This is a genomic window from Enterobacter sp. V89_11 (assembly GCF_029967775.1).
GTDB classification, from domain to species: domain Bacteria; phylum Pseudomonadota; class Gammaproteobacteria; order Enterobacterales; family Enterobacteriaceae; genus Enterobacter; species Enterobacter ludwigii.
In genome coordinates this window covers 1-26,097 of sequence record NZ_JASCAN010000006.1, presented here as the reverse complement: position 1 = coordinate 26,097, position 26,097 = coordinate 1, and the positions used below count along the sequence as shown (strand labels likewise).

General features: G+C 54.0%; 25 protein-coding genes. 8 read left to right on the top strand and 17 right to left on the bottom strand.

What is annotated here, in order from left to right; genetic code table 11:
- Positions 1 to 57: 57 nt before the first annotated feature.
- The 13 genes from QLG09_RS06085 to asnC form a co-directional block, all read right to left on the bottom strand.
- A complete protein-coding gene (locus tag QLG09_RS06085; RefSeq protein WP_006177560.1) occupies positions 58 to 477 on the bottom strand; it encodes a F0F1 ATP synthase subunit epsilon in 420 nt (139 codons plus the stop codon).
- 20 nt (positions 478 to 497) lie between these two features.
- Complete coding sequence (gene atpD / locus QLG09_RS06080; protein ID WP_006177559.1) at positions 498 to 1,880, bottom strand: F0F1 ATP synthase subunit beta; 1,383 nt, start codon at positions 1,878 to 1,880, stop codon at positions 498 to 500.
- A gap of 31 nt (positions 1,881 to 1,911) precedes the next feature.
- Complete coding sequence (gene atpG, locus QLG09_RS06075) at positions 1,912 to 2,775, bottom strand: F0F1 ATP synthase subunit gamma (protein ID WP_020882764.1); 864 nt, start codon at positions 2,773 to 2,775, stop codon at positions 1,912 to 1,914.
- A gap of 51 nt (positions 2,776 to 2,826) precedes the next feature.
- Positions 2,827 to 4,368: a F0F1 ATP synthase subunit alpha gene (gene atpA / locus QLG09_RS06070; protein ID WP_006808751.1), complete on the bottom strand. Its 1,542-nt coding sequence runs from the start codon at positions 4,366 to 4,368 to the stop codon at positions 2,827 to 2,829.
- Between the two features lie 12 nt (positions 4,369 to 4,380).
- Complete coding sequence (gene atpH, locus QLG09_RS06065) at positions 4,381 to 4,914, bottom strand: F0F1 ATP synthase subunit delta (protein ID WP_014172281.1); 534 nt, start codon at positions 4,912 to 4,914, stop codon at positions 4,381 to 4,383.
- A gap of 14 nt (positions 4,915 to 4,928) precedes the next feature.
- Positions 4,929 to 5,399 (bottom strand): F0F1 ATP synthase subunit B, encoded by a 471-nt coding sequence (gene atpF / locus QLG09_RS06060; RefSeq protein ID WP_003862370.1) that lies wholly within the window; start codon positions 5,397 to 5,399, stop codon positions 4,929 to 4,931.
- Positions 5,400 to 5,447: 48 nt separating this feature from the next.
- A complete protein-coding gene (gene atpE / locus QLG09_RS06055; RefSeq protein WP_000429386.1) occupies positions 5,448 to 5,687 on the bottom strand; it encodes a F0F1 ATP synthase subunit C in 240 nt (79 codons plus the stop codon).
- 49 nt (positions 5,688 to 5,736) lie between these two features.
- Positions 5,737 to 6,552: a F0F1 ATP synthase subunit A gene (atpB, locus tag QLG09_RS06050; RefSeq protein ID WP_014172280.1), complete on the bottom strand. Its 816-nt coding sequence runs from the start codon at positions 6,550 to 6,552 to the stop codon at positions 5,737 to 5,739.
- Between the two features lie 8 nt (positions 6,553 to 6,560).
- Positions 6,561 to 6,941, bottom strand: coding sequence for a F0F1 ATP synthase subunit I (gene atpI / locus QLG09_RS06045; RefSeq protein ID WP_008500194.1), 381 nt, complete (start codon positions 6,939 to 6,941; stop codon positions 6,561 to 6,563).
- A gap of 616 nt (positions 6,942 to 7,557) precedes the next feature.
- Positions 7,558 to 8,181, bottom strand: a complete 624-nt coding sequence (gene rsmG, locus QLG09_RS06040) for a 16S rRNA (guanine(527)-N(7))-methyltransferase RsmG (RefSeq protein ID WP_032679279.1) — start codon at positions 8,179 to 8,181, stop codon at positions 7,558 to 7,560.
- Between the two features lie 100 nt (positions 8,182 to 8,281).
- Complete coding sequence (mnmG, locus tag QLG09_RS06035) at positions 8,282 to 10,171, bottom strand: tRNA uridine-5-carboxymethylaminomethyl(34) synthesis enzyme MnmG (RefSeq protein ID WP_025202722.1); 1,890 nt, start codon at positions 10,169 to 10,171, stop codon at positions 8,282 to 8,284.
- A 374-nt stretch (positions 10,172 to 10,545) separates the two neighbouring features.
- Positions 10,546 to 10,995, bottom strand: a complete 450-nt coding sequence (mioC, locus tag QLG09_RS06030) for an FMN-binding protein MioC (protein WP_020882767.1) — start codon at positions 10,993 to 10,995, stop codon at positions 10,546 to 10,548.
- A gap of 90 nt (positions 10,996 to 11,085) precedes the next feature.
- Positions 11,086 to 11,544 carry a transcriptional regulator AsnC gene (asnC, locus tag QLG09_RS06025; protein WP_138614771.1) on the bottom strand — a complete coding sequence of 153 codons (459 nt, stop codon included), beginning with the start codon at positions 11,542 to 11,544 and terminating at the stop codon, positions 11,086 to 11,088.
- Positions 11,545 to 11,695: 151 nt separating this feature from the next.
- Between asnC and asnA the strand changes: the two genes are divergently transcribed.
- On the top strand, positions 11,696 to 12,688 hold the full coding sequence (gene asnA, locus QLG09_RS06020; protein WP_068795370.1) for an aspartate--ammonia ligase: 993 nt from the start codon (positions 11,696 to 11,698) through the stop codon (positions 12,686 to 12,688).
- Here asnA and viaA read toward each other — a convergent pair whose 3' ends face one another.
- Entirely contained in the window at positions 12,689 to 14,140 is a 1,452-nt protein-coding gene (gene viaA / locus QLG09_RS06015) for an ATPase RavA stimulator ViaA (RefSeq protein WP_282488776.1), read from the bottom strand.
- A complete protein-coding gene (gene ravA / locus QLG09_RS06010; RefSeq protein ID WP_025202724.1) occupies positions 14,134 to 15,630 on the bottom strand; it encodes an ATPase RavA in 1,497 nt (498 codons plus the stop codon). Before ravA ends, viaA begins: the two co-directional genes overlap by 7 nt.
- Before the next feature lie 222 nt (positions 15,631 to 15,852).
- On the opposite strand from ravA, the gene kup reads away from it, so the two are divergent.
- From kup to rbsR, 7 genes are all read left to right on the top strand, one after another.
- A complete protein-coding gene (gene kup / locus QLG09_RS06005) occupies positions 15,853 to 17,721 on the top strand; it encodes a low affinity potassium transporter Kup (protein WP_014172271.1) in 1,869 nt (622 codons plus the stop codon).
- 216 nt (positions 17,722 to 17,937) lie between these two features.
- Entirely contained in the window at positions 17,938 to 18,357 is a 420-nt protein-coding gene (gene rbsD, locus QLG09_RS06000; protein WP_014172270.1) for a D-ribose pyranase, read from the top strand.
- Positions 18,358 to 18,364: 7 nt separating this feature from the next.
- Positions 18,365 to 19,870, top strand: coding sequence for a ribose ABC transporter ATP-binding protein RbsA (rbsA, locus tag QLG09_RS05995; RefSeq protein ID WP_020882771.1), 1,506 nt, complete (start codon positions 18,365 to 18,367; stop codon positions 19,868 to 19,870).
- 4 nt (positions 19,871 to 19,874) lie between these two features.
- The gene (gene rbsC, locus QLG09_RS05990; RefSeq protein WP_020882772.1) at positions 19,875 to 20,840 is read left to right on the top strand and encodes a ribose ABC transporter permease; all 966 of its coding nucleotides are present in this window, start codon (positions 19,875 to 19,877) and stop codon (positions 20,838 to 20,840) included.
- A gap of 27 nt (positions 20,841 to 20,867) precedes the next feature.
- Positions 20,868 to 21,758 carry a ribose ABC transporter substrate-binding protein RbsB gene (gene rbsB / locus QLG09_RS05985; protein WP_014172267.1) on the top strand — a complete coding sequence of 297 codons (891 nt, stop codon included), beginning with the start codon at positions 20,868 to 20,870 and terminating at the stop codon, positions 21,756 to 21,758.
- Between the two features lie 107 nt (positions 21,759 to 21,865).
- Entirely contained in the window at positions 21,866 to 22,795 is a 930-nt protein-coding gene (gene rbsK / locus QLG09_RS05980; protein ID WP_020882773.1) for a ribokinase, read from the top strand.
- 3 nt (positions 22,796 to 22,798) lie between these two features.
- Entirely contained in the window at positions 22,799 to 23,791 is a 993-nt protein-coding gene (gene rbsR / locus QLG09_RS05975) for a ribose operon transcriptional repressor RbsR (RefSeq protein WP_282488775.1), read from the top strand.
- Here the strand turns inward: rbsR and mdtD are convergent.
- Entirely contained in the window at positions 23,757 to 25,190 is a 1,434-nt protein-coding gene (gene mdtD / locus QLG09_RS05970; RefSeq protein WP_049021939.1) for a multidrug transporter subunit MdtD, read from the bottom strand. The two genes, rbsR and mdtD, sit on opposite strands and share 35 nt — an antisense overlap.
- Entirely contained in the window at positions 25,187 to 25,894 is a 708-nt protein-coding gene (locus tag QLG09_RS05965; RefSeq protein WP_020882776.1) for a FadR/GntR family transcriptional regulator, read from the bottom strand. Before QLG09_RS05965 ends, mdtD begins: the two co-directional genes overlap by 4 nt.
- Positions 25,895 to 26,097: the final 203 nt, after the last annotated feature.

Sequence of the window (26,097 nt, the reverse complement as noted above, 5' to 3'; positions counted from 1 at the left end):
AACCATAAAAAAAGCCAGCCTGGAAACCAGACTGGCTTTGTGCTTTTCAAGCCGGTGTTACATCGCTTTTTTGGTCAACTCGATAACGCGCAGTTTCGCGATCGCTTTGGCCAGCTCCGCAGACGCCTGAGCGTAATCCACGTCACCATGAGAGCTGCTAATGTGCTCTTCAGCCTTACGCTTCGATTCCAGGGCTCGTGCTTCGTCGAGATCCTGGCCACGAATAGCGGTATCGGCCAGAACGGTCACGCTGCCAGGCTGCACTTCAAGAATGCCGCCGGACAGATAGATAAACTCTTCATGACCGAACTGTTTAACGATGCGGATCATACCAGGCTTAATGGCGGTGAGCAGCGGTGCGTGACCCGGGAAAATACCCAGTTCACCTTCACTACCCGTTACCTGGATTTTCTCGACCAGACCAGAGAACATTTGTTGCTCTGCGCTGACGACGTCCAGGTGGTAAGTCATTGCCATATCACCCTCCGATTAAGGCGTTAAAGTTTTTTGGCTTTTTCCACGGCTTCGTCGATGGAACCAACCATGTAGAACGCCTGCTCCGGCAGGTGATCGTATTCGCCTTCCATGATGCCTTTAAAGCCACGGATGGTGTCTTTCAGGGAAACGTATTTACCCGGAGAACCGGTGAATACTTCCGCAACGAAGAACGGCTGGGACAGGAAGCGCTGGATCTTACGCGCACGTGCTACCACCAGTTTGTCTTCTTCAGACAGCTCATCCATACCCAGGATGGCGATGATGTCTTTCAGTTCCTGGTAACGCTGCAGCAGGGACTGTACGCCACGCGCGGTGTCGTAGTGTTCCTGACCCACAACCAGTGGATCCAGCTGACGGCTGGTGGAGTCCAGCGGGTCAACGGCCGGGTAAATACCCAGAGACGCGATCTGACGGCTCAGTACCACGGTTGCGTCAAGGTGCGCAAAGGTGGTGGCTGGGGATGGGTCAGTCAAGTCATCCGCAGGTACGTATACCGCCTGAACGGAGGTGATAGAACCGGTTTTGGTAGAGGTGATACGTTCCTGAAGAACACCCATCTCTTCCGCCAGCGTCGGCTGATAACCTACCGCTGAAGGCATACGACCCAGCAGTGCAGATACTTCAGTACCGGCCAGGGTGTAACGATAGATGTTATCAACGAACAGCAGAACGTCACGGCCTTCGTCACGGAACTTCTCAGCCATAGTCAGGCCAGTCAGCGCAACGCGCAGACGGTTTCCTGGTGGCTCGTTCATCTGGCCGTAAACCAGGGATACTTTGTCCAGAACGTTGGAGTCGGTCATTTCGTGGTAGAAGTCGTTACCCTCACGAGTACGTTCACCTACGCCCGCAAATACGGAGTAACCGGAGTGCTCGATCGCGATGTTACGGATCAGCTCCATCATGTTTACGGTTTTACCTACACCCGCACCACCGAACAGACCAACTTTACCGCCCTTCGCAAACGGACACATCAGGTCGATAACTTTGATGCCGGTTTCCAGCAGTTCCTGAGAGCTGGACAGCTCTTCGTAGGAAGGTGCTGCGCGGTGGATAGCCCAACGCTCTTCTTCACCGATGTCGCCTTTCATGTCGATTGGTTGACCCAATACGTTCATGATACGACCCAGTGTTGCTTTACCTACCGGGACTTCGATCGGGTGCTCAAGGTCTTTAACTTCCAGACCACGACGCAGACCGTCGGAAGAACCCATCGCGATGGTACGCACGATACCGCCGCCGAGCTGCTGCTGAACTTCCAGCACCAGGCTCTCGTTACCATTCTGTACCTCAAGCGCGTCGTACACGCGTGGTACGGCGTCCTGAGGGAACTCGACGTCCACCACGGCGCCGATTACCTGGACAATCTTTCCAGTAGCCATCTTGAATCCTCTACGTAATTCGTAAACCTGGTTAAACCGCGGCGGCCCCCGAGACGATCTCGGTGAGTTCCTGAGTAATGCTGGCCTGACGAGCTTTGTTGTAAACCAACTGCAGCTCTTTAATCAGGCTGCCGCCATTATCGGTCGCGGCTTTCATCGCCACCATTCGTGCGGCCTGCTCGCTGGCCAGGTTTTCTACAACGCCCTGATAAACCTGAGATTCAACGTAACGACGCAGCAGGGTATCCAACAGCGGTTTCGGATCGGGTTCATACAGGTAATCCCAGGATTTTTGCTTCAGCTCGTCATCTTCTGATGCCGGTAAAGGCAGCATCTGAGTGAGCGTTGGAACCTGAGACATGGTGTTAATAAATTTGTTGCTGACAACGTACAGTCTGTCCAGACGGCCTTCATCGTAAGCCTGCAACATCACTTTAACCGGGCCGATCAGCTCGGACAGGGAAGGGTTATCACCCATACCCGTCACCTGAGCGACAATGTTGCCACCAACGGAGTTAAAGAAAGAGACGCCTTTAGAGCCGATCATTGCGATATCGCACTGAACGCCTTTTTCAGACCATGCTTTCATATCCGCCAGCAGTTTTTTGAACAGGTTAATGTTCAAGCCGCCACACAGACCACGGTCGGTCGACACCACCAGGTAGCCCACGCGCTTAACGTCGCGTTCTTCCAGGTAAGGGTGCTTATATTCCAGATTACCGTTTGCAAGGTGACCAATCACTTTGCGCATGGTTTCTGCATAAGGACGGCTGGCCGCCATGCGATCCTGCGATTTACGCATTTTGGAAGCGGCGACCATCTCCATCGCTTTAGTGATCTTTTGCGTGTTCTGGACGCTTGCGATCTTACTACGTATCTCTTTTGCGCCGGCCATGAGCTTCTCCTCAATGCCAGGCGGCTTGTCCTGAGACAAGCCGCCGGACGATTACCAGGATTGGGTTGCTTTGAAGGAATCGAGGATAGCTTTCAGCTTGCCTTCGATTTCGTCGTTATAGCCACCGGTCTGGTTGATCTCTTGCATCAGCGGAGCGTGATCACGGTCGACGTAAGCCAGCAGAGCGGCTTCGAAGCTACCGATTTTCGCCAGTTCCACATCTTCGAGGTAACCGCGTTCAGCCGCGAACAGAACCAGGCCCTGCTGAGCAACAGACATTGGTGCGTACTGTTTTTGCTTCAGCAGCTCGGTCACTTTCTGACCGTGGCTCAGCTGTTTACGGGTTGCTTCGTCCAGATCGGATGCGAACTGAGAAAACGCAGCCAGTTCACGATACTGTGCCAGCGCGGTACGAATACCACCGGACAGTTTCTTGATGATCTTGGTCTGAGCAGCACCACCCACACGGGATACGGAGATACCCGGGTTAACTGCCGGACGAATACCGGAGTTAAACAGGTTGGTTTCCAGGAAGATCTGACCATCGGTAATGGAGATTACGTTGGTCGGAACGAACGCAGAAACGTCACCCGCCTGGGTTTCAATGATTGGCAGCGCGGTCAGAGAGCCGGTTTTACCCTTCACTTCACCTTTGGTGAAGTTCTCGACGTATTCCGCGTTAACGCGGGAAGCACGCTCCAGCAGACGAGAGTGGAGGTAGAATACGTCGCCAGGGAACGCTTCACGTCCAGGTGGACGACGGAGCAGCAGGGAAACCTGACGATATGCAACGGCCTGTTTAGACAGGTCATCGTATACGATCAGCGCATCTTCACCACGGTCACGGAAGTATTCGCCCATTGCGCAACCGGCGTATGGTGCCAGGTATTGCAGTGCAGCAGATTCAGAAGCGGTCGCCACAACAACGATGGTGTTAGACAGCGCGCCGTGCTCTTCCAGTTTACGAACCACGTTAGAAATGGTGGACGCTTTCTGGCCGATAGCCACGTACACACATTTGATGCCGGAGTCACGCTGGTTGATGATGGCGTCGATAGCCATCGCGGTTTTACCGGTCTGACGGTCACCGATGATCAGTTCACGCTGGCCACGACCGATTGGAATCATGGCATCAACGGACTTATAACCAGTCTGCACTGGCTGATCAACGGACTGACGGTCGATAACGCCTGGTGCGATAACTTCGATTGGGGAGAAGCCATCGTGCTCAACCGGACCTTTACCGTCGATTGGCGCACCCAGGGTGTTAACAACGCGACCCAGCAGGCCACGGCCAACCGGCACTTCCAGAATACGGCCAGTACACTTAACCTTCATGCCTTCGGCGAGGTCAGCGTATGGACCCATCACAACTGCACCTACGGAGTCGCGCTCCAGGTTCAGTGCGATAGCGTAACGGTTACCCGGCAGGGAAATCATCTCACCCTGCATACAATCGGCCAGGCCGTGGATGCGGATAACACCGTCACTTACAGAAACAATAGTACCTTCGTTGTGAGCTTCGCTCACAACACTGAACTGAGCAATGCGCTGCTTGATCAGTTCGCTGATTTCGGTGGAATTCAGTTGCATGCTCCAGTCCCCTTAAGACTGCAAGACGTCTGCAAGGCGTTCAAGACGGCCGCGTACGCTGCCATCAATGACCATATCACCCGAACGGATGATTACGCCTGCCATTACAGACTTATCGATTTTGCAATTCAGCTTAACTTTGCGTGACAGACGTTTTTCCATCGCGGCGGTGATTTTCGCAAGCTGTTCATCACTCAGTTCAGTCGCAGAAGTCACTTCGACTTCAGCGGTAGCTTCACTAAGGGCACGTAAGTGCTCAAACTGCTCGAGAACATCCGGGAGCACACGGAGACGACCATTTTCTGCCATTACCTTAATCAGGTTCTGACCATTGGCATCCAGTTGCTCTCCGCACACGGCGATAAACGACGCGGCGAGAGTTTCAGGCGCTAACGCACCAGAAAGCAACTCGGCCATTTGTTCGTTTTTCGTCACCTCAGCGGCAAACGCCAGCATATCCTGCCAGCGATCGACATTTTGGTGTTCGACAGCAAAGTCAAAAGCTGCTTTGGCGTAGGGGCGAGCTACCGTAACAAATTCAGACATCAGCCCCTCCCTCCTTACAGTTCAGCGACAAGTTTGTCCACGATGTCGCTGTTAGCAGCTTCATCCACGGAACGTTCGATGATCTTCTCGGCGCCAGCAACAGCCAGAATCGCAACCTGCTTACGCAGTTCTTCGCGAGCACGTTTACGCTCAGCTTCAATTTCAGCCTGAGCTTGTGTCACGATCTTAGTACGTTCCTGTTCTGCTTCAGCTTTGGCTTCGTCCAGGATCTGCGAACGGCGTTTGTTAGCCTGTTCGATGATAACCTGAGCTTCCGCTTTCGCTTTTTTCAGCTGGTCTGTCGCGTTGGCCTGTGCAAGGTCCAAATCTTTCTTAGCGCGTTCTGCAGAAGCCAGACCGTCAGCAATTTCTTTCTGACGTTTTTCGATGGCAGCCATTAAAGGCGGCCATACATACTTCATGCAGAACCAGACAAAGAGAATAAACGCGATGGCCTGGCCGAGGATTGTTGCGTTCATGTTCACAGCACAATACCTCTTTAATATCTGTGGCTTAGGGTTTTAAAACTACTACTACGCGACAGCAAACATCACGTACAGACCCAGACCTACAGCGATCATTGGGATAGCATCCACCAGACCCATAACGATAAAGAACTGAGTACGCAGCAGAGGAATCAGATCAGGTTGACGCGCTGCGCCTTCCAGGAATTTGCCCCCGAGGATGCCGATACCGATCGCAGCACCGATAGCCGCCAGACCCATCATCACAGCGGCAGCCATGTACAGCAGATCCATATTCAGGTTTTCCATGACAGTCTCCAGTTTGTTTCAATTAAAACGTAGTAGTGTTGGTAAAAAATCAGTGCTCTTCAGACGCCATCGACAGATAGACGATCGTCAGAACCATGAAGATAAAGGCTTGCAGCGTAATGATCAGGATGTGGAAAATGGCCCAAGGCACATTCAGAATCCACTGTGACCACCACGGCAGAAGACCCGCGATCAGAATGAAAATCAGCTCACCCGCATACATGTTGCCGAACAGTCGCAGACCCAGTGAAACAGGTTTGGACAGCAGGCTAACGCCTTCCAGGATCAGGTTGACCGGAATAAACGCCCAGTGGTTGAACGGCTGCAAGGTAAGCTCTTTCACGAAGCCGCTTACGCCTTTCATTTTGATGCTGTAGAAAAGAATCAGGATAAACACGCCCAGCGCCATCGACAGGGTGATGTTCACGTCAGCGGACGGCACCACGCGCAGTGCTGGCAGACCGAGGACATGTTCGCCAATCCACGGCAGGAAATCGATTGGCAGCAGGTCCATCAGGTTCATCAGGAATACCCAAACGAACACGGTCAGGGCCAGCGGAGCAATCAGCTTGCTCTTACCATGGTACATGTCTTTGACGCTGCCATGGACGAAGCCGATGATCATTTCGATGAACGTCTGGAATTTCCCTGGAACACCGCTGGTCGCTCTTTTCGCAACACCGCGGAACATGGCCAGGAACAGAAGACCCAAAACGACCGAGAAGAACATGGAGTCGATGTTGATCGTCCAGAAGGTGGCCGGGGGGTTATGCGGATCCACCAGCGAGAATGTACGCAGGTCCAGCTGAAGGTTATTCAGATGGTGACCTATGTAATCCTGCGGCGTCATATTTTCTGAAGCCATGATGCCTTTTACCCTTTGTTGTTGATTACAGCTGGAGCCAGAACTTGTACCACCAGCACCAAAACCCACGTTGCTATCAGCGGCATGAATACCACTTTCAAAACCGCCAGCGCCATCACCAGTAGAGCAAAGGTCAGCAACACCTTACACACTTCACCGAGAGCGAAGGACCAGGCCACACGGCCTTTGGCGGGTGTATGCGCCTGATGACGCCAGGCAAAAATCATAAACAATACGTTTGGCAGAACAACCGCCAAACCCCCGCACACGGCGGAGATGCCCCAGAAGGGGTCTTTGAGGCTAAACAGCAGTCCACTTGCTATCACAGCCAGAAACTGAATGAACAGAAGCTTACGAGCAACGTTTCTACTCAAGAGCGACACAGACATCACGTTTTTACTCCTGCTCCCTTCGAGGTATGCCGCGTGTCGTATAAAACGTCCTTTAAGGCTCAGAGTCAAGCATCAAAAAGCGGTCAAATTATACGGTGCGCACCCGTGATTTCAAACATTAAGTAGCGAAAAGGTGAATAAATGTTTAAATATTTTTCCCCGCCGCTATTTTTTAACTTTTCCTGAAAGCCACGACCTTCGACCAAAACTGCAAACAGCGCGAAAACGTTGGCTACAAAGCGTGCACGAGATCACAAAATACACATTTGCGATAAGGGTGTATTTATCAAAGACGCAAATCGGTTTATTTCATCTTTATGAAATTAAAGACAAATTATCGTAACTATTTTCAAAACAGCCCGGTATACAATAAAAACCTTTTATTGACATTCTTAATAAATATTTAACATTCGATTCTGGTTGCCGTATTCCACTTTTAGCAGGCTGATATTTTCGATGTTGACTATCTTCATGCTGAACAATGGCTGTTACGTTAACCGTTAGAAAAACCTTAGTAACACAGAGGTTAAACTCTCTTCGGTAAAACCCGAGAATTAGTGCTGTTATTTAACATGGTCAGAACAGCACGAATTCCACAATTTTTATTAAATATTTAAAAATTGTTTGGCTTAATTATCACCAGATGGCGTTCACCCTCAAGCTGAGGAATGTTTAATTTCTCAACGGATTCGACAGCAAAACCTTCCGGAAGCTGTTCAATTTCATCGCCCGGCAACTGCCCTTTCAGGGCATAAAAGCGGCCATCTTGTGCAGGCAAGTGCTTACACCAGCTCACCATATCATTGAGCGACGCAAACGCGCGGCTGATAACACCGTCAAACGGTGGCTCCGCGGGGAACGCCTCTACCCTGCTCTGTACAGGGGCGATATTCTCCAGCTTCAGCTCATGCTGGACCTGACGTAAAAAACGGACGCGTTTGCCAAGGCTGTCCAGCAGCGTGAAATGGCTCTCAGGGCGGACAATCGACAGCGGGATCCCCGGCAGGCCAGGACCTGTGCCCACATCGATAAAGCGCTCCCCTTTAAGATACGGCGCAACCACGATGCTATCGAGGATATGACGAACCAGCATCTCGTTGGGGTCGCGAACAGACGTCAGGTTGTACGCTTTATTCCATTTGTTCAGCATATCGACATAGGCCACCAGCTGAGTTTTCTGGTGATCGGTGAGCGAAATACCTGCCTGTTCCAGCAGACGAGAGAGTTTATTGAGCACAGTGGGTACCTGTTTAGACATAAATTGCCCGGTGGCGCTTACCGGGCCTACGAATTAGCAGGGCGGGTAGCGAAGCGCCACCCGCCAAAAGCACTGGAAATTATGCGCTACGGCGCAGCATACCTTGCTTTTTCAGCCACACCAGCAGAATCGAAATCGCGGCAGGTGTGACACCGGAAATACGGGATGCCTGACCGATCGACACAGGCTTGTGATCGTTCAGCTTGGCGATCACTTCATTGGAAAGCCCCGTCACCTGACGGTAGTCCAGCATTTCCGGCAGCAGCGTATTTTCGTTGCGCTGCTGTTTTTCAATCTCATCCTGCTGACGCGCGATGTAACCTTCGTATTTGACCTGGATCTCAACCTGTTCAGCCGCTTCAGCGTCTTCAAGGCCAGGCGCGAACGCGGTCAGTTTCACCAGGTTCTCGTAGGTCACTTCAGGGCGACGCAGCAAATCTTCGCCGCTGGCTTCGCGCGAAAGCGGCGCAGTTAAGTGAGCATTCACTTCTGCAGCGGTTTCCGCCTGTGGATTCACCCAGGTGGTTTTCAGGCGCTGACGTTCCTGCTCAATGCGTTCCAGTTTTTCGTTGTAGCGCGCCCAGCGTTCGTCATCCACCAGACCCATTTCACGACCCACTTCGGTCAGACGCAGGTCGGCGTTATCTTCGCGCAGCATCAGGCGATATTCCGCGCGAGAGGTAAACATACGGTACGGTTCTTTGGTACCCAGGGTGCAAAGATCGTCGACCAGCACGCCAAGATAAGCCTGAGAACGCGCAGGTGCCCAGCCCTCTTTCTCCGCAGAGAAGCGTGCTGCGTTCAGACCGGCAAGCAGACCCTGAGCGGCAGCTTCTTCGTAACCGGTCGTGCCGTTAATCTGGCCGGCGAAGAACAGACCGTGGATGAATTTGCTCTCCAGGGTTGGCTTCAGGTCACGCGGATCGAAGAAATCGTACTCAATAGCGTAGCCAGGACGAACGATTTTCGCGTTCTCCATACCCTGCATTGAGCGAACAATTTGCATCTGCACATCGAACGGCAGGCTGGTGGAGATGCCGTTCGGGTAAATTTCATTTGACGTCAGTCCTTCCGGCTCCAGGAAGATCTGGTGCTGGTTACGATCGGCAAAGCGCATCACTTTGTCTTCGATCGACGGACAGTAACGCGGGCCGATCCCTTCGATCACGCCAGCGTACATTGGGCTGCGGTCAAGGTTATTGCGGATCACGTCATGGGTTTTTTCGTTGGTATGCGTGATGTAGCACGGTACCTGCTGCGGATGTTGAGCCGCATTGCCCATGAACGAGAACACCGGCATGGGGTTATCACCGTGCTGTTGTGCCAGCACGCTGAAATCAATGGTGCGCGCATCAATACGCGGTGGCGTGCCTGTTTTCAGGCGACTGACGCGCAGCGGAAGTTCACGCAGACGGCGAGACAGCGGAATGGACGGCGGATCGCCAGCACGGCCACCGCTGTAGTTATCCAGACCGATATGGATTTTGCCATCCAGGAAGGTCCCGACAGTCAGTACGACGGCTTTTGCGCGGAACTTGAGGCCCATCTGGGTTACGGCACCCACAACGCGATCGTTTTCAACGATAAGATCTTCTACCGCCTGCTGGAAGATCATCAGGTTTGGCTGATTCTCCAGGGCAGTACGTACTGCCTGACGGTAAAGCACGCGGTCTGCCTGAGCACGGGTGGCACGCACAGCGGGACCTTTGCTCGCGTTTAGTATCCTAAACTGAATGCCGGCATGATCGATCGCTTTCGCCATCAGGCCGCCAAGTGCATCCACTTCTTTTACCAGGTGTCCTTTCCCAATGCCGCCAATCGCCGGATTACAGGACATTTGTCCCAGCGTGTCGATATTGTGTGTCAAAAGCAGGGTCTGCTGACCCATTCGCGCTGCGGCCATTGCGGCCTCAGTGCCTGCATGACCCCCGCCAATGATGATGACGTCAAAAGGATCCTGATAAAACATGGTGGTCTGCCTCGCGTAAAGCGGTATGAAAATGGATTGAAGCCCGGGCCGTGGATTCTACTCAACTTTAGTCTTTCGAGAAAGCATTGGGATCCTGGGCTATTAAAAAGAAGATCTTTTTATTTAGAGATCTGTTCTATTGTGATCTCTTATTAGGATCGAGTACCTCTGTGGATAAGCCCGATCTCACGATGAAGATCATGCAGTTAGAAAGGATCGTTTGCTGTGAATGATCGGTGATCCTGGCCAGTATAAGCTGGGATCAGATCGCGACTTTATACACAGACCAAAAACAGCCTCAGAGTTATAACTTGGATAACTACCGCTTAATACGAGCTTTTAACCAGAGTTATCCACATCTGTTCGCGCGATCTTTAATCGTTTTTGAGTAAATTTTTCCATTCACCCAGCCAGATCTCCGCTGGATCTTCCGGAATGTCATGATCGAGGATGTTGATCTTCAGCGTTTCACCCAGCTGTTTTGCCCCACAGGCAGTCACAGCGGCTTCGACTTTCTCTATTGCACCGCAAAAGGTGTCATATTCACGACTGCCGATACCCACCGCGCCAAAACGGACGTTTGACAGGTCAGGCTGCTGTTCCAGCAGTTCGTCATATAAAGGTTGTAGATTATCCGGCAGATCGCCTGCGCCGTGCGTCGAGGTGATCAGTAGCCAGACCCCATCAGTCGGGAGATCGTCAAGCAACGGGCCGTGCAGTGTTTCGGTGGAAAAGCCCGCGTCTTCCAGCTTCTCAGCCAGATGTTCCGCAACGTATTCCGCGCCGCCCAGGGTGCTGCCACTGATAAGGGTAATGTCCGCCATTGATCGCTCGCTCAAATAAAGAGGGGCTCATTGTACGCTGTGAACGAGCTGGGATCTACCTGTGGAAAATGTGGGAATGAATTTGCCCGATCAGGGGCGGATGGTACGCATGATCGGGTTCTGCAGGGAGATCAATGTTTCAGTGGACTGAATTTCATCAATTGTTTGGATCTTGTTGATAAGTACCTGCTGGAGGGCATCAATGGAGCGGCACATCACCTTTATAAAGATACTGTAGTGCCCGGTGGTGTAGTACGCCTCTGTGACTTCTTCAAGCGCGTTGAGCTTCGCCAGGGCTGACGGATAGTCTTTGGCACTTTTGAGAATAATGCCAATAAAGCAGCAGACGTCATAACCCAGCTGCTTAGGGCTGACGTCGATATGTGCGCCGGTAATGATCCCCGCCTGTTTCATCTTTTCCACGCGGACGTGGATTGTGCCCGGACTGACGCCAAACTGTTTCGCCAGTTCCGCATAGGCAGTACGTGCATTGGCCATTAAGGCCTCCAGGATGCCGCGGTCCAGATTATCGATCTGATAATTTTCCATAGCTTTTTCTTATGAACATTAATGAATCTCTCTATTCTAGCGCCTTATTTTAATGAATCAAAAGTGAAGGTGGCTTTTTGTTGGTGGGTTATTGAATAACAGGCCATTTCTGTTGCTTAATCTCTATCAACAGGACGCAGGAGTATAAATAATGAAAACCGCTTACATCGCAAAACAACGCCAGATCAGCTTCGTTAAATCCCATTTTTCACGTCAGCTGGAAGACAAGCTTGGTCTGATCGAAGTCCAGGCGCCCATTCTCAGCCGCGTGGGTGACGGGACGCAGGACAACCTTTCTGGATGCGAAAAAGCGGTACAGGTGAAAGTGAAAACACTGCCAGACGCCCAGTTCGAAGTGGTGCATTCCCTTGCGAAGTGGAAACGTCAAACCCTGGGACAACACGACTTCAGCGCGGGCGAAGGGCTTTACACGCACATGAAAGCCCTTCGCCCCGATGAAGACCGTCTTACGCCAATGCACTCCGTCTACGTCGATCAATGGGACTGGGAGCGCGTCATGGGCGATGGCGAGCGTCACGTCGGTACGCTGAAATCCACCGTTGAGGCGATCTACGCCGGGATCAAAGCGACCGAAGCGGCAGTGAGCAAAGAGTTTGGTCTGGCACCGTTCCTGCCGGAATCGATCCACTTTGTCCACAGCCAGGAACTGCTGAGCCGTTATCCCGATCTGGATGCCAAAGGCCGTGAGCGTGCGATCGCCAAAGAATTGGGTGCTGTGTTCCTGATCGGGATTGGCGGCAAATTGTCTGACGGTAAACGCCATGATGTGCGTGCGCCGGATTATGATGACTGGAGCACGACGGGTGAGGGCGAACTCGCCGGTCTGAACGGCGATATTCTGGTCTGGAACCCGGTGTTGGAAGATGCGTTCGAGCTCTCTTCAATGGGGATCCGCGTGGATGCTGACGCCCTGAAGCGTCAGCTGGCACTGACCGGGGATGAAGATCGCCTCACGCTGGAGTGGCACCAGGCGCTGCTGCGCGGAGAGATGCCGCAGACCATTGGCGGTGGTATTGGCCAGTCCCGTCTGACCATGCTGCTGTTGCAGCTGCCTCATATTGGTCAGGTGCAGTGCGGTGTCTGGCCACAACAGGTACGCGATCGCGTTGAATCTCTTCTGTAATTAGCGCTGCCAGCGTCTTAGCAGGCGGCTACGTAACCCGGTATCAAAGCGCCAGATATGATCGAAGATGCGCATGATGCCGGGCTTTCCATGGGCAGACATCGCCACAGCATGGAAACGGTGCTGATGCACTCGCTGTAGCTCCTTCACTTTATTCACCACGTCATCCGGTAGCCGCTGGGCAATAAAATCGGAGATGACCACGGCGTCAGCGTCATACCAGTCTCCGCCCTGCATCCGCTCAACGATGCTTCGAAAACAGCTGGCCAGATCGGTACCGCCACGAAAGCGCTGGCTTAAAAAGCGGATCGCCTGCTCAATACCCTGCTGATGGGTCAGTTCATACCCCACAACTTCGCTGGAAAAGAGCATGATGAAGCAGCGACGTCGATCGGCGAGCGCCACGCGCATCAGAGCCAGGCAGAACGCTTTCGCGCACTGTTCGTTAAACCCTCCCATCGAGCCGGACGTATCCACGCACACAATAAAGGGCCCGCGCGGTTGCTCGTCAAAATCCTGATGGATGACCGGGCGCTGGCTGAGCTTTTCACGCCAGGCTTCGCCATGCAACCGGTAGGTCAGAAGCTGTTTTTCCACCAGCCGGCGATAAAACTCGTACTCAAGCTCAGTCATCCCCAGCGTACTCAGCTCCGTGGGCAGCAGGCGCAAAATATCGTCGCTTTGCTGGAGCCCATCCACCTGCTCAGGCACGGTGGCCGGTTCACGGACCAGGGTGCGGAAGGTCTCCATTGGGGCATCTTTCTTTGGGACCGATTTGGCCTCCCGTGAACGACCCAGCTGTTCGGCAAGCTTCATCAGCTCTGGCTGCTGTGCCAGAAAATCGCCGTACTTGACGATGAGCTGGTAATCTCCGCGCCGCAGCTGACCGGCGCTCATATCCCAAAGACGCCCGGCGGCGTTTTCATTTTCCACCAGCACCTGCTCCAGCTGACCGCTTAAGGTCATGCGTTCCTGCACTTCGCTAAGCAGCTGTTCACGCTCCTCATCCAGCAACTGCTGGTTCAACGTTGTGGCCTGCACCACCAGGCTGAGGCGCCAGCGTTGTAAAAAGAGGGTGTGTAGCGCGGGGGTAAACGTGGCGTTATCCGCGACCAGCGCTCGCGCCTGGCTGGCAAACGGAGAGTGTACCGTGTCGAGTAACGTCAGGGTTTGCGGGAGCTGGGTGATAAACTGTGACGTAGAGAGCCGCTGGCACTGCTGATAACAGGCCACCTCGTCAGTTAATTCAGGGGGGACTTCGGTCTCTTTGAACCGCTGACGCAGGTTTTCGCGCCAGCGCGGGAGATCGTCGGTCATCGCCTTTTTGAGCCGCGGGAATTTTTCAAAAAAAGCCGCCAGCTGCGGGGAGGCCAGAAGGGTGATGACCACCTCTTCGATCAACCCCTCTTCGCTGACGGCCAGCATGACGTTAAGCGTATCCAGCGTTAGCATTGACGAGCCTGTTTGATCTGCGCGCTGACATCCTGCAGGCTGGCTTCGATGCGACCTAACCAGTCGCTATGAATAAAGAGGCATTTTTGCTGCTCGCTGAAGCGCGTATGTTGCTGGTGCCATTCCGTATCCAGCGCTTCAAGCTGGCGTTTAATCTCTTCCGGCACGCTGTCAGAGGCGGTTCCCGGAAGCGCAAGACGCGATCCCTGAAGGCTGACGTCGCGGATCACCAGATGCTGGCTGCTGTCCACTTCCAGCGTCAGCGGCTGAGCAAAACCGATGCCGTTGAGTTTGCCGCGGATCTCCCCGCCCTTATCAAGCCACTGAGCCAGTGGTTCTCGTTCCACGGTGATATGGACCACCTGCATGTCATGAAGCTTAAGGGGCTGCTGAAGCAGGAGCGTTAGCGTTGTACTGGTCAGTTCGGACGGCAGCTCATAATGCGCTTTGCGGGCGAACATGCCGCCAAGGCGGTTTACTTTCAGCGCTGTTTTGTCGCTTTGTTGTTGCTGCAGCTGAATACGCCGTTGGGCAATCGCTCCCAGCTGGTTGAGCATCGACTGCTGGCCCCAGGCGTGTCCGGTCATCAATACGTCAAGCTGCTGCTGCATCAGGTTCATGCCTTCCGCGTCGTGCCAGAGGCAATCTTTTAAAAGGATCAGATCGATTGGCGCAACGGCATCGCGGCCGCTGAACAGGGCGCTGGCCTGCAGCAGGCGGATCGCTTTTTTCCAGCGACGATCGGAGACATACGGCGCAGAAGGCAGTAAATCGAGCTGCTGGCGCAGCAGATAGATCAGCTCAAACACCGAATCCGGCAGTGTGATTTTGCCGATATCCTCCTGCCACTGGTAATACTCCTCATCCGTGACCTGCAGCGAAGCGGGGACCGGGTTTTCATTCTCATCCTGCTGGCTGACCAGCATCGAGCGGAAGTTGGATTTATCCTGCACTTTGTCGAGCCACAGGCGGATCAGCATGCGGTCATACAGCGCTTCAAGGCTGCTGTCGGCTTCCGGTAGTTCGTTAGAGGCCGCCACCAGCAGGCGCATCGGGATTTTCTCTTCGCTGGCACCGTTGCGGAATCGGCGTTCGTTTATCGCCGTGAGCAGGGTGTTCAGAATTGCCGGCCCCGCTTTCCAGATCTCATCAAGAAAAACAATTTCCGCTTCCGGAAGATACCCCTCAGTCAGGCGCTGATAGCGCCCCTCATCTTTCAGCGCCTGAATGGAAAGCGGGCCGAAAACTTCTTCTGGGGTGGAAAAGCGGGTCATCAGGTATTCGAAAGCGCGGGCGTTCTGAAAGGCAAATTTCAGCCGGCGGGCAATCAGGCTTTTGGCGATGCCCGGAGGTCCAAGCAGAAAGACACTTTCGCCGCTCAACGCTGCCAGTAAACAGAGGCGAATGGCGTGGCTACGCTCGAAAAGGCCTTTTTCCAGCGCGCCGCTGAGGCGGGAAATTCTTTCTGCTATTAAATGTGAGTGAGCCATAATAGTTTTGCATCCTTTCGCCGTCGTGGCGGCCAATTGAAGCGAGTATAGACGTTTCAGTCAGGGCTGGTAATAGACTGAAGTGCGGCGCTATTTTCTTTGCGCTACATTAATGCGGTTGCATTTAGGGGTACGATTTTGCATTGAATCGTGCATACTGTGCGCTTTTTGTGGGCCAAGGGACTAAGCACACATTTGTTATTTAAACGAAAAGACTAGTCTATGAGCACTGATAATAAGCAATCATTACCCGCAATAACGCTTGCGGCGATCGGGGTTGTCTACGGTGATATCGGCACCAGCCCGCTTTATACGCTTCGTGAATGTCTGTCCGGTCAGTTTGGTTTTGGTGTTGAGCGCGATGCCGTCTTTGGCTTCCTGTCCCTCATCTTCTGGCTGCTGATCCTGGTGGTTTCAGTGAAATACCTCTCCTTCGTTATGCGTGCAGATAACGCCGGTGAAGGGGGGATCCTGACTCTGATGTCCCTTGCCGGGCGGAATACCTCCGCCAGAATGACGTCGGTGCTGGTCATTATCGGCCTGATTGGCGGCAGCTTCTTCTATGGGGAAGTCGTCATTACGCCCGCGATTTCGGTTCTCTCGGCGATAGAGGGGCTGGAGATTATCGCGCCACAGCTTGATTCATGGGTTGTTCCGCTGGCGATCCTTGTCCTGACGCTGTTGTTCATCATCCAGAAGCACGGCACCGGGCTGGTGGGCAAGCTGTTCGCTCCGATTATGCTGGCCTGGTTCCTGGTCCTGGCGGCACTCGGTTTACGCAGCATTATTGCTAACCCGGACGTGCTGCATGCGCTGAACCCTTACTGGGCCGTGCATTTCTTCCTGGAATACAAAGTGGTTTCCTTCGTCGCGCTCGGTGCCGTCGTGCTCTCCATCACCGGTGTTGAGGCGCTGTATGCCGATATGGGGCACTTCGGGAAACTGCCTATCCGCGTGGCGTGGTTTTTAGTGGTCCTGCCGTCGCTGGTGCTGAACTATTTCGGTCAGGGTGCGCTGCTGCTGCAAAACCCGGAGGCGATTAAGAACCCATTCTTCCTGCTGGCTCCGGACTGGGCGCTGGTGCCCATGCTGATTCTGGCGACGCTGGCGACCGTTATTGCCTCGCAGGCGGTAATTTCAGGCGTGTTCTCTCTGACGCGTCAGGCTGTGCGTCTGGGGTATCTCTCGCCTATGCGCATTATCCATACCTCCGAGATGGAGTCGGGCCAGATTTACATTCCGTTCATCAACTGGCTGCTCTATTTCGCCGTGGTGATTGTCATCGTCAGCTTCGAGCACTCCAGCAACCTGGCGGCGGCGTACGGTATTGCGGTAACCGGTACGATGGTACTGACCTCGCTGCTCTCCACCACGGTAGCGTACCGAAACTGGCACTGGAACAAATTCCTCGTGATGATGATTCTGGTCGGCTTCCTGTGCATTGACGTGCCGCTGTTCTCCGCCAACCTCGACAAGATTGTCTCCGGTGGCTGGCTGCCGCTGACGCTCGGTCTGGTGATGTTCATTGTCATGACCACGTGGAAAAGCGAACGTTTCCGCCTTCTGCGCCGTATGCATGAGCACGGTAACTCCCTGGAGGCTATGATTGCCTCGCTGGAGAAATCGCCGCCGGTACGCGTGCCGGGCACCGCGGTGTATATGTCGCGTGCGCTGAACGTTATCCCGTTTGCGCTGATGCATAACCTCAAGCACAACAAAGTGCTGCACGAGCGCGTGATCCTGCTGACCCTGCGCACCGAAGATGCCCCGTACGTCCACAATGTCCGCCGCGTGCAAATCGAGCAACTGTCGCCGACCTTCTGGCGCGTCGTGGCAAGCTACGGCTGGCGTGAGACACCAAACGTCGAAGAGGTGTTCCATCGCTGCGGTCTGGAAGGACTGAGCTGTCGCATGATGGAGACCTCGTTCTTTATGTCCCACGAGTCGCTGATTATTGGCAAGCGCCCCTGGTATTTGCGTTTGCGCGGCAAGTTGTACCTTATCCTGCAGCGTAACGCCCTTCGCGCGCCTGACCAGTTTGAGATCCCGCCTAACCGTGTGATTGAGCTGGGAACGCAGGTCGAAATCTAGGTCCTCGTGTGGCCTGATGCCCTCTCCTGGATGGAGAGGGTGCAACCCTAAAAAAACGGTAACCAAAGGGTTACCGTTTTTGCATTTATCGCCTTCTCATTTCACGTAGCGAAACGTTTCGACGCCGATCACAAATCTGTTATGTCATGGTGGTTTTCTGAACACCGTTAAGACTAAACTGATTTCAGCGAAACGTTTCGCTAGTGGAGCAAGAAAATGAAGAAAGGCACCGTTCTTAACGCAGAAATCTCATCGGTTATTTCCCGTCTTGGGCATACCGATACGCTGGTGGTTTGCGATGCAGGCTTACCGGTTCCGCGCAGCACAACCCGTATTGATATGGCGTTAACGCAGGGCGTGCCCTCGTTTATGCAGGTACTGGACGTGGTGACGGCGGAGATGCAGGTTGAGGCGGCCATTCTTGCGACGGAAATTAAACACCATAATCCGCAACTCCACGAAACGTTGCTCAGACACATTGAGCAACTGCAACAACACCAGGGAAACACCATAGAAATTCGTTACACAACGCACGAGCAATTCAAACAACAAACCGCAGACAGTCAGGCGGTGATTCGCAGCGGGGAGTGTTCCCCGTATGCGAATATCATTCTCTGTGCTGGCGTCACCTTCTGAGGCCATCATGGACGCATTACTTCAACTGAAAGGGATCGATAAAGCGTTCCCGGGCGTAAAAGCCCTCTCTGGCGCGGCACTGAACGTTTATCCCGGACGCGTAATGGCGCTGGTGGGCGAAAACGGGGCCGGCAAATCCACCATGATGAAAGTGCTGACCGGTATCTATCAACGCGATGCCGGCTCGCTGCTGTGGCTGGGTAAAGAGACCACGTTCAACGGCCCGAAATCTTCCCAGGATGCGGGGATCGGTATTATCCACCAGGAGCTGAACCTGATCCCGCAGCTCAGCATTGCGGAAAACATCTTCCTCGGACGTGAGTTCGTTAACCGGTTTGGCAAAATCGACTGGAAAACGATGTATGCCGAAGCGGATAAACTGCTGGCGAAGCTAAACCTGCGCTTCAAGAGCGACCGTCTGGTGGGCGACCTCTCCATTGGCGATCAGCAAATGGTTGAAATCGCGAAGGTGCTGAGCTTTGAGTCGAAGGTTATCATTATGGATGAGCCGACGGACGCGCTGACCGACACCGAAACCGAATCTTTATTCCGCGTTATCCGCGAGCTGAAATCGCAGGGACGCGGGATTGTCTATATCTCTCACCGTATGAAAGAGATTTTCGAGATCTGCGACGACGTAACGGTCTTCCGCGACGGGCAATTCATTGCCGAGCGCGAAGTCGCCACGCTGACCGAAGATACCCTTATCGAAATGATGGTGGGACGTAAGCTCGAAGACCAGTATCCGCATCTGGACAAAGCACCGGGTGAGATCCGCCTGAAGGTGGACAACCTCTGTGGCCCGGGCGTGAACGATGTCACCTTTACCCTGCGCCAGGGGGAGATCCTTGGCGTGGCGGGGTTAATGGGGGCAGGCCGTACCGAGCTGATGAAAGTGCTCTATGGCGCACTGCCGCGTACCAGCGGTTATGTCACGCTCGATGGTCATGAGGTGGTGACTCGCTCTCCACAGGATGGCCTGGCAAACGGCATCGTCTATATCTCCGAAGACCGCAAGCGTGACGGCTTAGTGCTGGGGATGTCGGTAAAAGAGAACATGTCGCTTACTGCCCTGCGCTATTTCAGCCGCAGCGGTGGCAGCCTGAAGCACAAAGATGAACAGCAGGCGGTCAGCGATTTTATCCGTCTCTTCAACGTTAAAACGCCGTCGATGGAGCAGGCGATTGGTCTGTTGTCCGGTGGTAATCAGCAAAAAGTGGCCATTGCACGCGGTCTGATGACGCGCCCGAAAGTGCTGATCCTTGATGAGCCAACCCGCGGCGTGGACGTGGGGGCCAAGAAAGAGATCTATCAGCTGATTAACCAGTTCAAGGCCGACGGCCTGAGCATCATTCTGGTCTCTTCCGAGATGCCAGAAGTATTAGGCATGAGCGATCGCATTATCGTCATGCATGAAGGGCATCTCGGTGGTGAATTCACTCGCGAGCAGGCCACCCAGGAAGTTCTGATGGCTGCCGCTGTGGGCAAGCTTAATCGCGTGAATCAGGAGTAAGAAGATGACTACCCAGGCTGTTTCTGGTCGCCGTTATTTCACAAAGGCATGGCTGCTGGAACAAAAATCGCTGATTGCCCTGCTGGTGTTGATCGCGATTGTTTCGACCATGAGCCCAAACTTTTTTACCGTTAATAACCTGTTCAATATTCTTCAGCAGACGTCGGTTAACGCCATTATGGCGGTAGGGATGACGCTGGTGATTTTGACGTCGGGTATCGATCTGTCCGTCGGTTCCCTGCTGGCGCTCACCGGTGCGGTTGCGGCTTCAATTGTAGGGATTGAGGTCAACGCGCTGGTGGCCGTTGCAGCTGCGCTGGCACTTGGGGCGGCAATTGGTGCCGTGACCGGTGTGATTGTGGCGAAAGGTCGCGTTCAGGCGTTCATTGCGACGCTGGTCATGATGCTCTTGCTGCGCGGTGTCACCATGGTTTACACCAACGGCAGTCCGGTAAATACCGGCTTTACGGATAACGCCGATCTGTTTGGCTGGTTCGGTATTGGTCGTCCGCTGGGTATCCCGACGCCGGTCTGGATCATGGCTATCGTTTTCCTCGCGGCGTGGTACATGCTGCATCACACCCGTCTGGGTCGTTATATCTATGCGCTGGGCGGTAACGAAGCGGCAACGCGTCTGTCCGGGATCAGCGTCAATAAAGTCAAAATCATCGTCTATTCGCTGTGTGGTCTGCTGGCCTCTCTGGCAGGCATCATCGAAGTGGCGCGCCTCTCTTCTGCGCAGCCAACGGCGGGGACGGGGTATGAGCTGGATGCCATTGCGGCAGTCGTTCTGGGCGGTACGAGTCTTGCGGGCGGTAAAGGTCGCATTGTTGGGACATTGATCGGCGCACTGATCCTTGGTTTCCTGAATAATGGTTTGAATTTATTAGGTGTTTCCTCCTATTACCAGATGATCGTTAAAGCAGTGGTGATTTTGCTGGCGGTTCTGGTAGACAACAAAAAACAGTAACTGACGACACTACAGGACATCTTAGATATGAACATGAAAAAACTGGCTACCCTGGTTTCTGCTGTCGCGCTGAGCGCAACCGTAAGTGCTAACGCAATGGCGAAAGACACCATCGCGCTGGTTATCTCCACGCTGAACAACCCGTTCTTCGTCTCTCTGAAGGACGGTGCACAGAAAGAAGCTGACAAACTGGGCTACAACCTGGTGGTGCTGGACTCTCAGAACAACCCGGCGAAAGAGCTGGCAAACGTTCAGGACTTAACCGTACGTGGCACCAAAATCCTGCTGATCAACCCAACGGATTCTGACGCTGTGGGTAACGCCGTGAAGATGGCAAACCAGGCGAAGATCCCGGTCATCACCCTTGACCGTCAGGCGACGAAAGGCGACGTAGTCAGCCACATCGCTTCTGATAACGTTCTGGGTGGCAAAATCGCGGGTGACTACATCGCGAAGAAAGCGGGTGAAGGCGCGAAAGTTATCGAACTGCAGGGTATTGCCGGTACGTCAGCGGCGCGTGAGCGTGGTGAAGGCTTCCAGCAGGCTGTTGCAGCGCACAAATTTAACGTACTGGCCAGCCAGCCTGCTGACTTCGACCGCACGAAAGGTCTGAACGTGATGCAGAACCTGCTGACCGCGCACCCTGACGTGCAGGCTGTGTTTGCACAGAACGACGAAATGGCGCTGGGCGCGCTGCGTGCTCTGCAGACCGCAGGTAAATCTGATGTGATGGTTGTCGGATTTGACGGCACGCCGGATGGTGAAAAAGCAGTAAAAGATGGCAAACTGGCGGCGACCATCGCTCAGCTGCCTGAGCAGATCGGCGCAACGGGCGTGCAGACTGCTGATAAAGTGCTGAAGGGCGAAAAAGTTCAGGCCAAATATCCTGTTGACCTGAAACTGGTCATCAAGCAGTAAAAGGCGAATCAGGCAGTCGCTGGCTGCCTGAGGGACACCCTATAAAGAAAAGTGTGGCATACGCCACCGGGTCACACCGGTGGCGCTCTCAGATGGACACCTCAACCATGAAAACCGCAGGCAATCTTGTCGTCCTTGGCAGTATCAATGCCGATCACATTCTTAACCTTGAATCGTTCCCGACACCGGGCGAAACCGTCACCGGTAATCAGTATCAGGTGGCATTCGGCGGTAAGGGCGCCAACCAGGCCGTCGCCGCAGGACGCAGTGGGGCGAAGATCGCCTTTATTGCCTGCACGGGTGATGACGATACCGGTGAGCGCGTACGCAAACAGCTGGCCAGCGATAACATTGATATTGCGCCTGTCAGCGTTGTCGAAGGGGAATCAACCGGCGTGGCGCTGATTTTCGTCAATGCGGAAGGTGAGAATGTCATCGGTATTCATGCGGGGGCTAACGCCGCGCTGACCACTGAGCGGGTGAACGCGCAGCGCGAGATCATCGCGAATGCCGAAGCGCTTCTGATGCAGCTGGAATCACCCGTTGAAAGCGTCCTGGCGGCCGCAGAGATAGCGCATCAAAATCATACCACTGTCGTACTCAATCCTGCGCCTGCACGGGTATTATCAGACGAGCTGCTGGCGCTGGTGGATATCATTACCCCGAACGAAACTGAAGCGGAGAAACTGACAGGCGTTCGCGTTGAAAATGATGACGACGCCGCGCGGGCGGCGAAAGTGCTGCACGATAAAGGCATCGGCACCGTTATCATTACCCTTGGCAGTCGTGGAGTGTGGGCCAGCGTAAACGGGGAAGGCCGTCGCGTGCCGGGCTTTAAGGTTAAGGCGATTGATACCATCGCGGCGGGAGATACCTTTAACGGTGCATTGGTGACTGCGCTGCTGGAAGGTAAGAGAATGGATGATGCTATTCGCTTTGCCCATGCCGCCGCGGCGATTGCCGTAACGCGCAAAGGTGCCCAGCCTTCCGTTCCGTGGCGTAAAGAGATTGATGAATTCTTAAGTCAGCAGGGGTAACGCTTGGCCACAATGAAAGATGTCGCCCGCCAGGCGGGCGTTTCTACGTCGACAGTCTCCCACGTCATTAATAACGATCGCTTCGTTAGCGAGGCGATTCGGGAGAAAGTCGAAGCCGCGGTTAAAGATCTCAATTATGCGCCGTCCGCGCTGGCGCGCAGCCTCAAGCTCAACCAGACGCGCACCATCGGCATGCTGATCACCGCCAGTACCAACCCCTTTTATTCTGAACTTGTTCGCGGTGTCGAACGCAGCTGCTTCGAGCGTGGTTACAGCCTGGTGCTGTGCAATACCGAAGGGGATGAGCAGCGAATGAACCGCAACCTGGAGACGCTGATGCAAAAACGCGTCGACGGGTTACTGCTGCTGTGTACCGAAACACATCAGCCCTCGAAAGAGATTATTCAGCGCTACCCTTCTATTCCCACGGTGATGATGGACTGGGCGCCGTTCGACGGTACCAGCGATCTCATTCAGGATAACTCGCTGCTGGGAGGTGACATGGCCACCCAGTATCTGATCGATAAAGGCTATACCCGCATCGCCTGCATTACTGGCCCCCTGGATAAAACCCCGGCGCGTTTGCGTCTTGAGGGGTATCTTTCTGCGATGGCGCGGGCGGGGCTTACTGTTCCGGATGGCTACCGTATTACCGGTGATTTCGAATTTAACGGCGGCTTTGAAGCTATGCAGAAACTGCTGTCGCAAGCGCAGCGTCCGCAGGCTGTGTTTATCGGCAACGATGCGATGGCGTTTGGCGCGTACCAGGCGTTATATCAGGCGGGACTGCGTGTTCCATACGATATGGCGGTGATTGGTTACGATGACATTGAACTGGCCCGCTACATGACGCCGCCGCTCACCACGATTCATCAGCCAAAAGATGAACTGGGCGAGCTGGCCATCGATGTGCTTATCCACCGAATGGCCGAGCCCGGCCTTCAGCAGCAACGTCTGCAGCTTACTCCTGTTCTGATGGAACGGGGTTCGGTTTAGCCTTTGCTTTGTGGCGCTCTTTGATCAGGTTGCGGCCATCTTTGGGTTTTAACAGCATAAAGACCAACGCCGACACGACGGTGAGTGCGCCCATGGTAATAAAGGTATAGTGGAACTGTTCGACGGTGTTCGCGCTGTCAAAACCTTCATAAAACCGCAGTACCGCCGCACTGACGGCCACCCCCAGACTGATCGACAACTGCTGAGTCACTGCCAGCACGCTGTTGCCGCTACTGGCGTTATCGTCGGTCAGGTCGGCGAGGGTGATGGTGTTCATCGACGTGAACTGTGTCGACATGGCCATTCCCAGCACAAACAGGGGCAGGATCAGCATCCAGACCGGTAAAGAGGCGGATTGCAGGGAGAACTGCGCGATCATCAGCCCGATAAAGACCGTTACACCTACCAGCGTCTTACGATAGCCAAACCAGCGCAACACCTGCGTGACGGTTGATTTGGCCAGAATAGAGCCCATCGCCGTGGGGGCCATCATGCAACCGGCAATCAGAGCCGGGTAGCCGAAACCCACCTGCAGCATCAGTGGCATCAGGAACGGCACGCAGCCCGTCCCCAGGCGTGAGGCAATGTTGCCCGCAATCCCCACGGAAAACGTTCGGGTGTTAAACAGCGACAGAGAAATTAACGGCGTCGGGTGATGGCGTGCATGACGTATATAAAGAAGGAACAGCAAAATACCGCCGAGGATGACGGAGAGTGCAATCCATGTCGCCACGATTTTCTCACCAAACAGCTCCATCCCACTGGAGAAGAGCACCAGGCTCAGGCCAAACAGGAAAAAACCACGCATATCGAAACGGCGTCTTGGGGTGGTGAAGTTCGGCATATATTTGCGGGCATAAAGCAGCCCCGCGACGCCAATGGGAATATTAATCAGGAAGATCCAGTGCCAGCTTGCCCAGGTGACGAATACCCCGCCGAGAACCGGACCCAGTATGGGGCCGACCAGGCCGGGCATCGTGACGAAGTTGAGCACAGGAAGCAGTTCGCTGCGCGGATAGGCGCGCAGTAACGCCAGACGTGCCACGGGCATCATCATCGCCCCGCCAACGCCCTGAAGAACACGGAAGATGACCAGCTCTGTAAGAGACGTTGACAGCGCACAGGCCAAAGAGCCGAGCGTAAAGAGCGTCACGGCCAGCATGAATATTTTGCGGGTGCCGAAGCGGTCAGCCAGCCAGCCGCTCACCGGAATGAGCATCGCGACAGTCAGGGTATAACTGATGATGGCGGACTGCATCGCCAGCGGGGATCGGTTAAGACTTTGTGCAATCGCGGGTAGCGCTGTGTTGAGGATGGTGGCATCCAGTGCCTGCATAAAGAACGCCATGGCTGCAATCCACGGCAATCCGGCCATGCTGCGCGCTTTTTTCTCTCTCATTTATGTACCTGCTGGTGGGTTGGCGCGGCCAGCAATGCCTGGCATGCATCCTGGGCTCGCTGCCCGTCGCTCTCCTGAATGGCATCAACAATCGCCTGGTGCAAATCCAGCTTTACCACTTCGTCTTGTGTAATAGAGGTAAAGTAGGTGTGGTATACCGAATGGAATAAAGAGGCAAAGGATGTCAGGAACGGATTGGCGCTCATCATATAGATGTGTTCATGCCAGGCCATATCGACCTCAATCCAGCGTTCGCGGTTGAAGTGTTTTTTCAGGAACACCATCTCTTCCATCAGGGCATTGAGCTGCGCTTTCTGTTCTGCCGTCCCGAGCGTGGCGGCAAGGAGGCAGGCCTGAGGTTCAAGGCTGCTGCGCATCACCAGGAAGTGATCGACGACCTGATGAAAGTTATCTTCCGTCATCCACCATGAGAGCAGTTCCTGATCGAGGAAGTTCCAGTTGCTCTGTGGCATCACACGCGTACCAATGCGAGGACGCGGAAGCACCATTCCTTTTGCCGTTAAGGTTTTCACCGCTTCGCGAACGGCGGTACGGCTCACCCCAAACTGCTCACCCAACTCCATTTCACCCGGCAGGATGCTCCCCGGGGCATATTTACCCGCTAAAATCAGCTGAGCCAGTTTTTCTGCCAGCACATACGACAGGTTTTTTTGGGCAGCCAGTTGTTGTGCGCTTAATGGCATCGCGTTTATTCCTTAAAGATTCATGCTGATAATTATGCCACCTCGGGTGTTATTGTGGTTGCAGATACATCAAATAGAACAATTTGTAGCTTGATTTCACCCCTGTTGGTGAAAAAAAACACGGACAGAAACTTTTTTTGAATTTCCTCTTGTCACTTCAGAATAACTCCCTATAATGCGCCTCCACTGACACGGAACAACGG

What these genes read in the sequence shown, in the direction of transcription:
- QLG09_RS06085 (WP_006177560.1), bottom strand. Translation starts at nt 477, where the DNA reads ATGGCAATGACTTACCACCTGGACGTCGTCAGCGCAGAGCAACAAATG.
- atpD (WP_006177559.1), bottom strand. Translation starts at nt 1,880, where the DNA reads ATGGCTACTGGAAAGATTGTCCAGGTAATCGGCGCCGTGGTGGACGTC.
- atpG (WP_020882764.1), bottom strand. Translation starts at nt 2,775, where the DNA reads ATGGCCGGCGCAAAAGAGATACGTAGTAAGATCGCAAGCGTCCAGAAC.
- atpA (WP_006808751.1), bottom strand. Translation starts at nt 4,368, where the DNA reads ATGCAACTGAATTCCACCGAAATCAGCGAACTGATCAAGCAGCGCATT.
- atpH (WP_014172281.1), bottom strand. Translation starts at nt 4,914, where the DNA reads ATGTCTGAATTTGTTACGGTAGCTCGCCCCTACGCCAAAGCAGCTTTT.
- atpE (WP_000429386.1), bottom strand. Translation starts at nt 5,687, where the DNA reads ATGGAAAACCTGAATATGGATCTGCTGTACATGGCTGCCGCTGTGATG.
- atpB (WP_014172280.1), bottom strand. Translation starts at nt 6,552, where the DNA reads ATGGCTTCAGAAAATATGACGCCGCAGGATTACATAGGTCACCATCTG.
- atpI (WP_008500194.1), bottom strand. Translation starts at nt 6,941, where the DNA reads ATGTCTGTGTCGCTCTTGAGTAGAAACGTTGCTCGTAAGCTTCTGTTC.
- mnmG (WP_025202722.1), bottom strand. Translation starts at nt 10,171, where the DNA reads ATGTTTTATCAGGATCCTTTTGACGTCATCATCATTGGCGGGGGTCAT.
- mioC (WP_020882767.1), bottom strand. Translation starts at nt 10,995, where the DNA reads ATGGCGGACATTACCCTTATCAGTGGCAGCACCCTGGGCGGCGCGGAA.
- asnC (WP_138614771.1), bottom strand. Translation starts at nt 11,544, where the DNA reads ATGGAAAATTATCAGATCGATAATCTGGACCGCGGCATCCTGGAGGCC.
- asnA (WP_068795370.1), top strand. Translation starts at nt 11,696, where the DNA reads ATGAAAACCGCTTACATCGCAAAACAACGCCAGATCAGCTTCGTTAAA.
- viaA (WP_282488776.1), bottom strand. Translation starts at nt 14,140, where the DNA reads ATGCTAACGCTGGATACGCTTAACGTCATGCTGGCCGTCAGCGAAGAG.
- ravA (WP_025202724.1), bottom strand. Translation starts at nt 15,630, where the DNA reads ATGGCTCACTCACATTTAATAGCAGAAAGAATTTCCCGCCTCAGCGGC.
- kup (WP_014172271.1), top strand. Translation starts at nt 15,853, where the DNA reads ATGAGCACTGATAATAAGCAATCATTACCCGCAATAACGCTTGCGGCG.
- rbsD (WP_014172270.1), top strand. Translation starts at nt 17,938, where the DNA reads ATGAAGAAAGGCACCGTTCTTAACGCAGAAATCTCATCGGTTATTTCC.
- rbsA (WP_020882771.1), top strand. Translation starts at nt 18,365, where the DNA reads ATGGACGCATTACTTCAACTGAAAGGGATCGATAAAGCGTTCCCGGGC.
- rbsC (WP_020882772.1), top strand. Translation starts at nt 19,875, where the DNA reads ATGACTACCCAGGCTGTTTCTGGTCGCCGTTATTTCACAAAGGCATGG.
- rbsB (WP_014172267.1), top strand. Translation starts at nt 20,868, where the DNA reads ATGAACATGAAAAAACTGGCTACCCTGGTTTCTGCTGTCGCGCTGAGC.
- rbsK (WP_020882773.1), top strand. Translation starts at nt 21,866, where the DNA reads ATGAAAACCGCAGGCAATCTTGTCGTCCTTGGCAGTATCAATGCCGAT.
- mdtD (WP_049021939.1), bottom strand. Translation starts at nt 25,190, where the DNA reads ATGAGAGAGAAAAAAGCGCGCAGCATGGCCGGATTGCCGTGGATTGCA.
- QLG09_RS05965 (WP_020882776.1), bottom strand. Translation starts at nt 25,894, where the DNA reads ATGCCATTAAGCGCACAACAACTGGCTGCCCAAAAAAACCTGTCGTAT.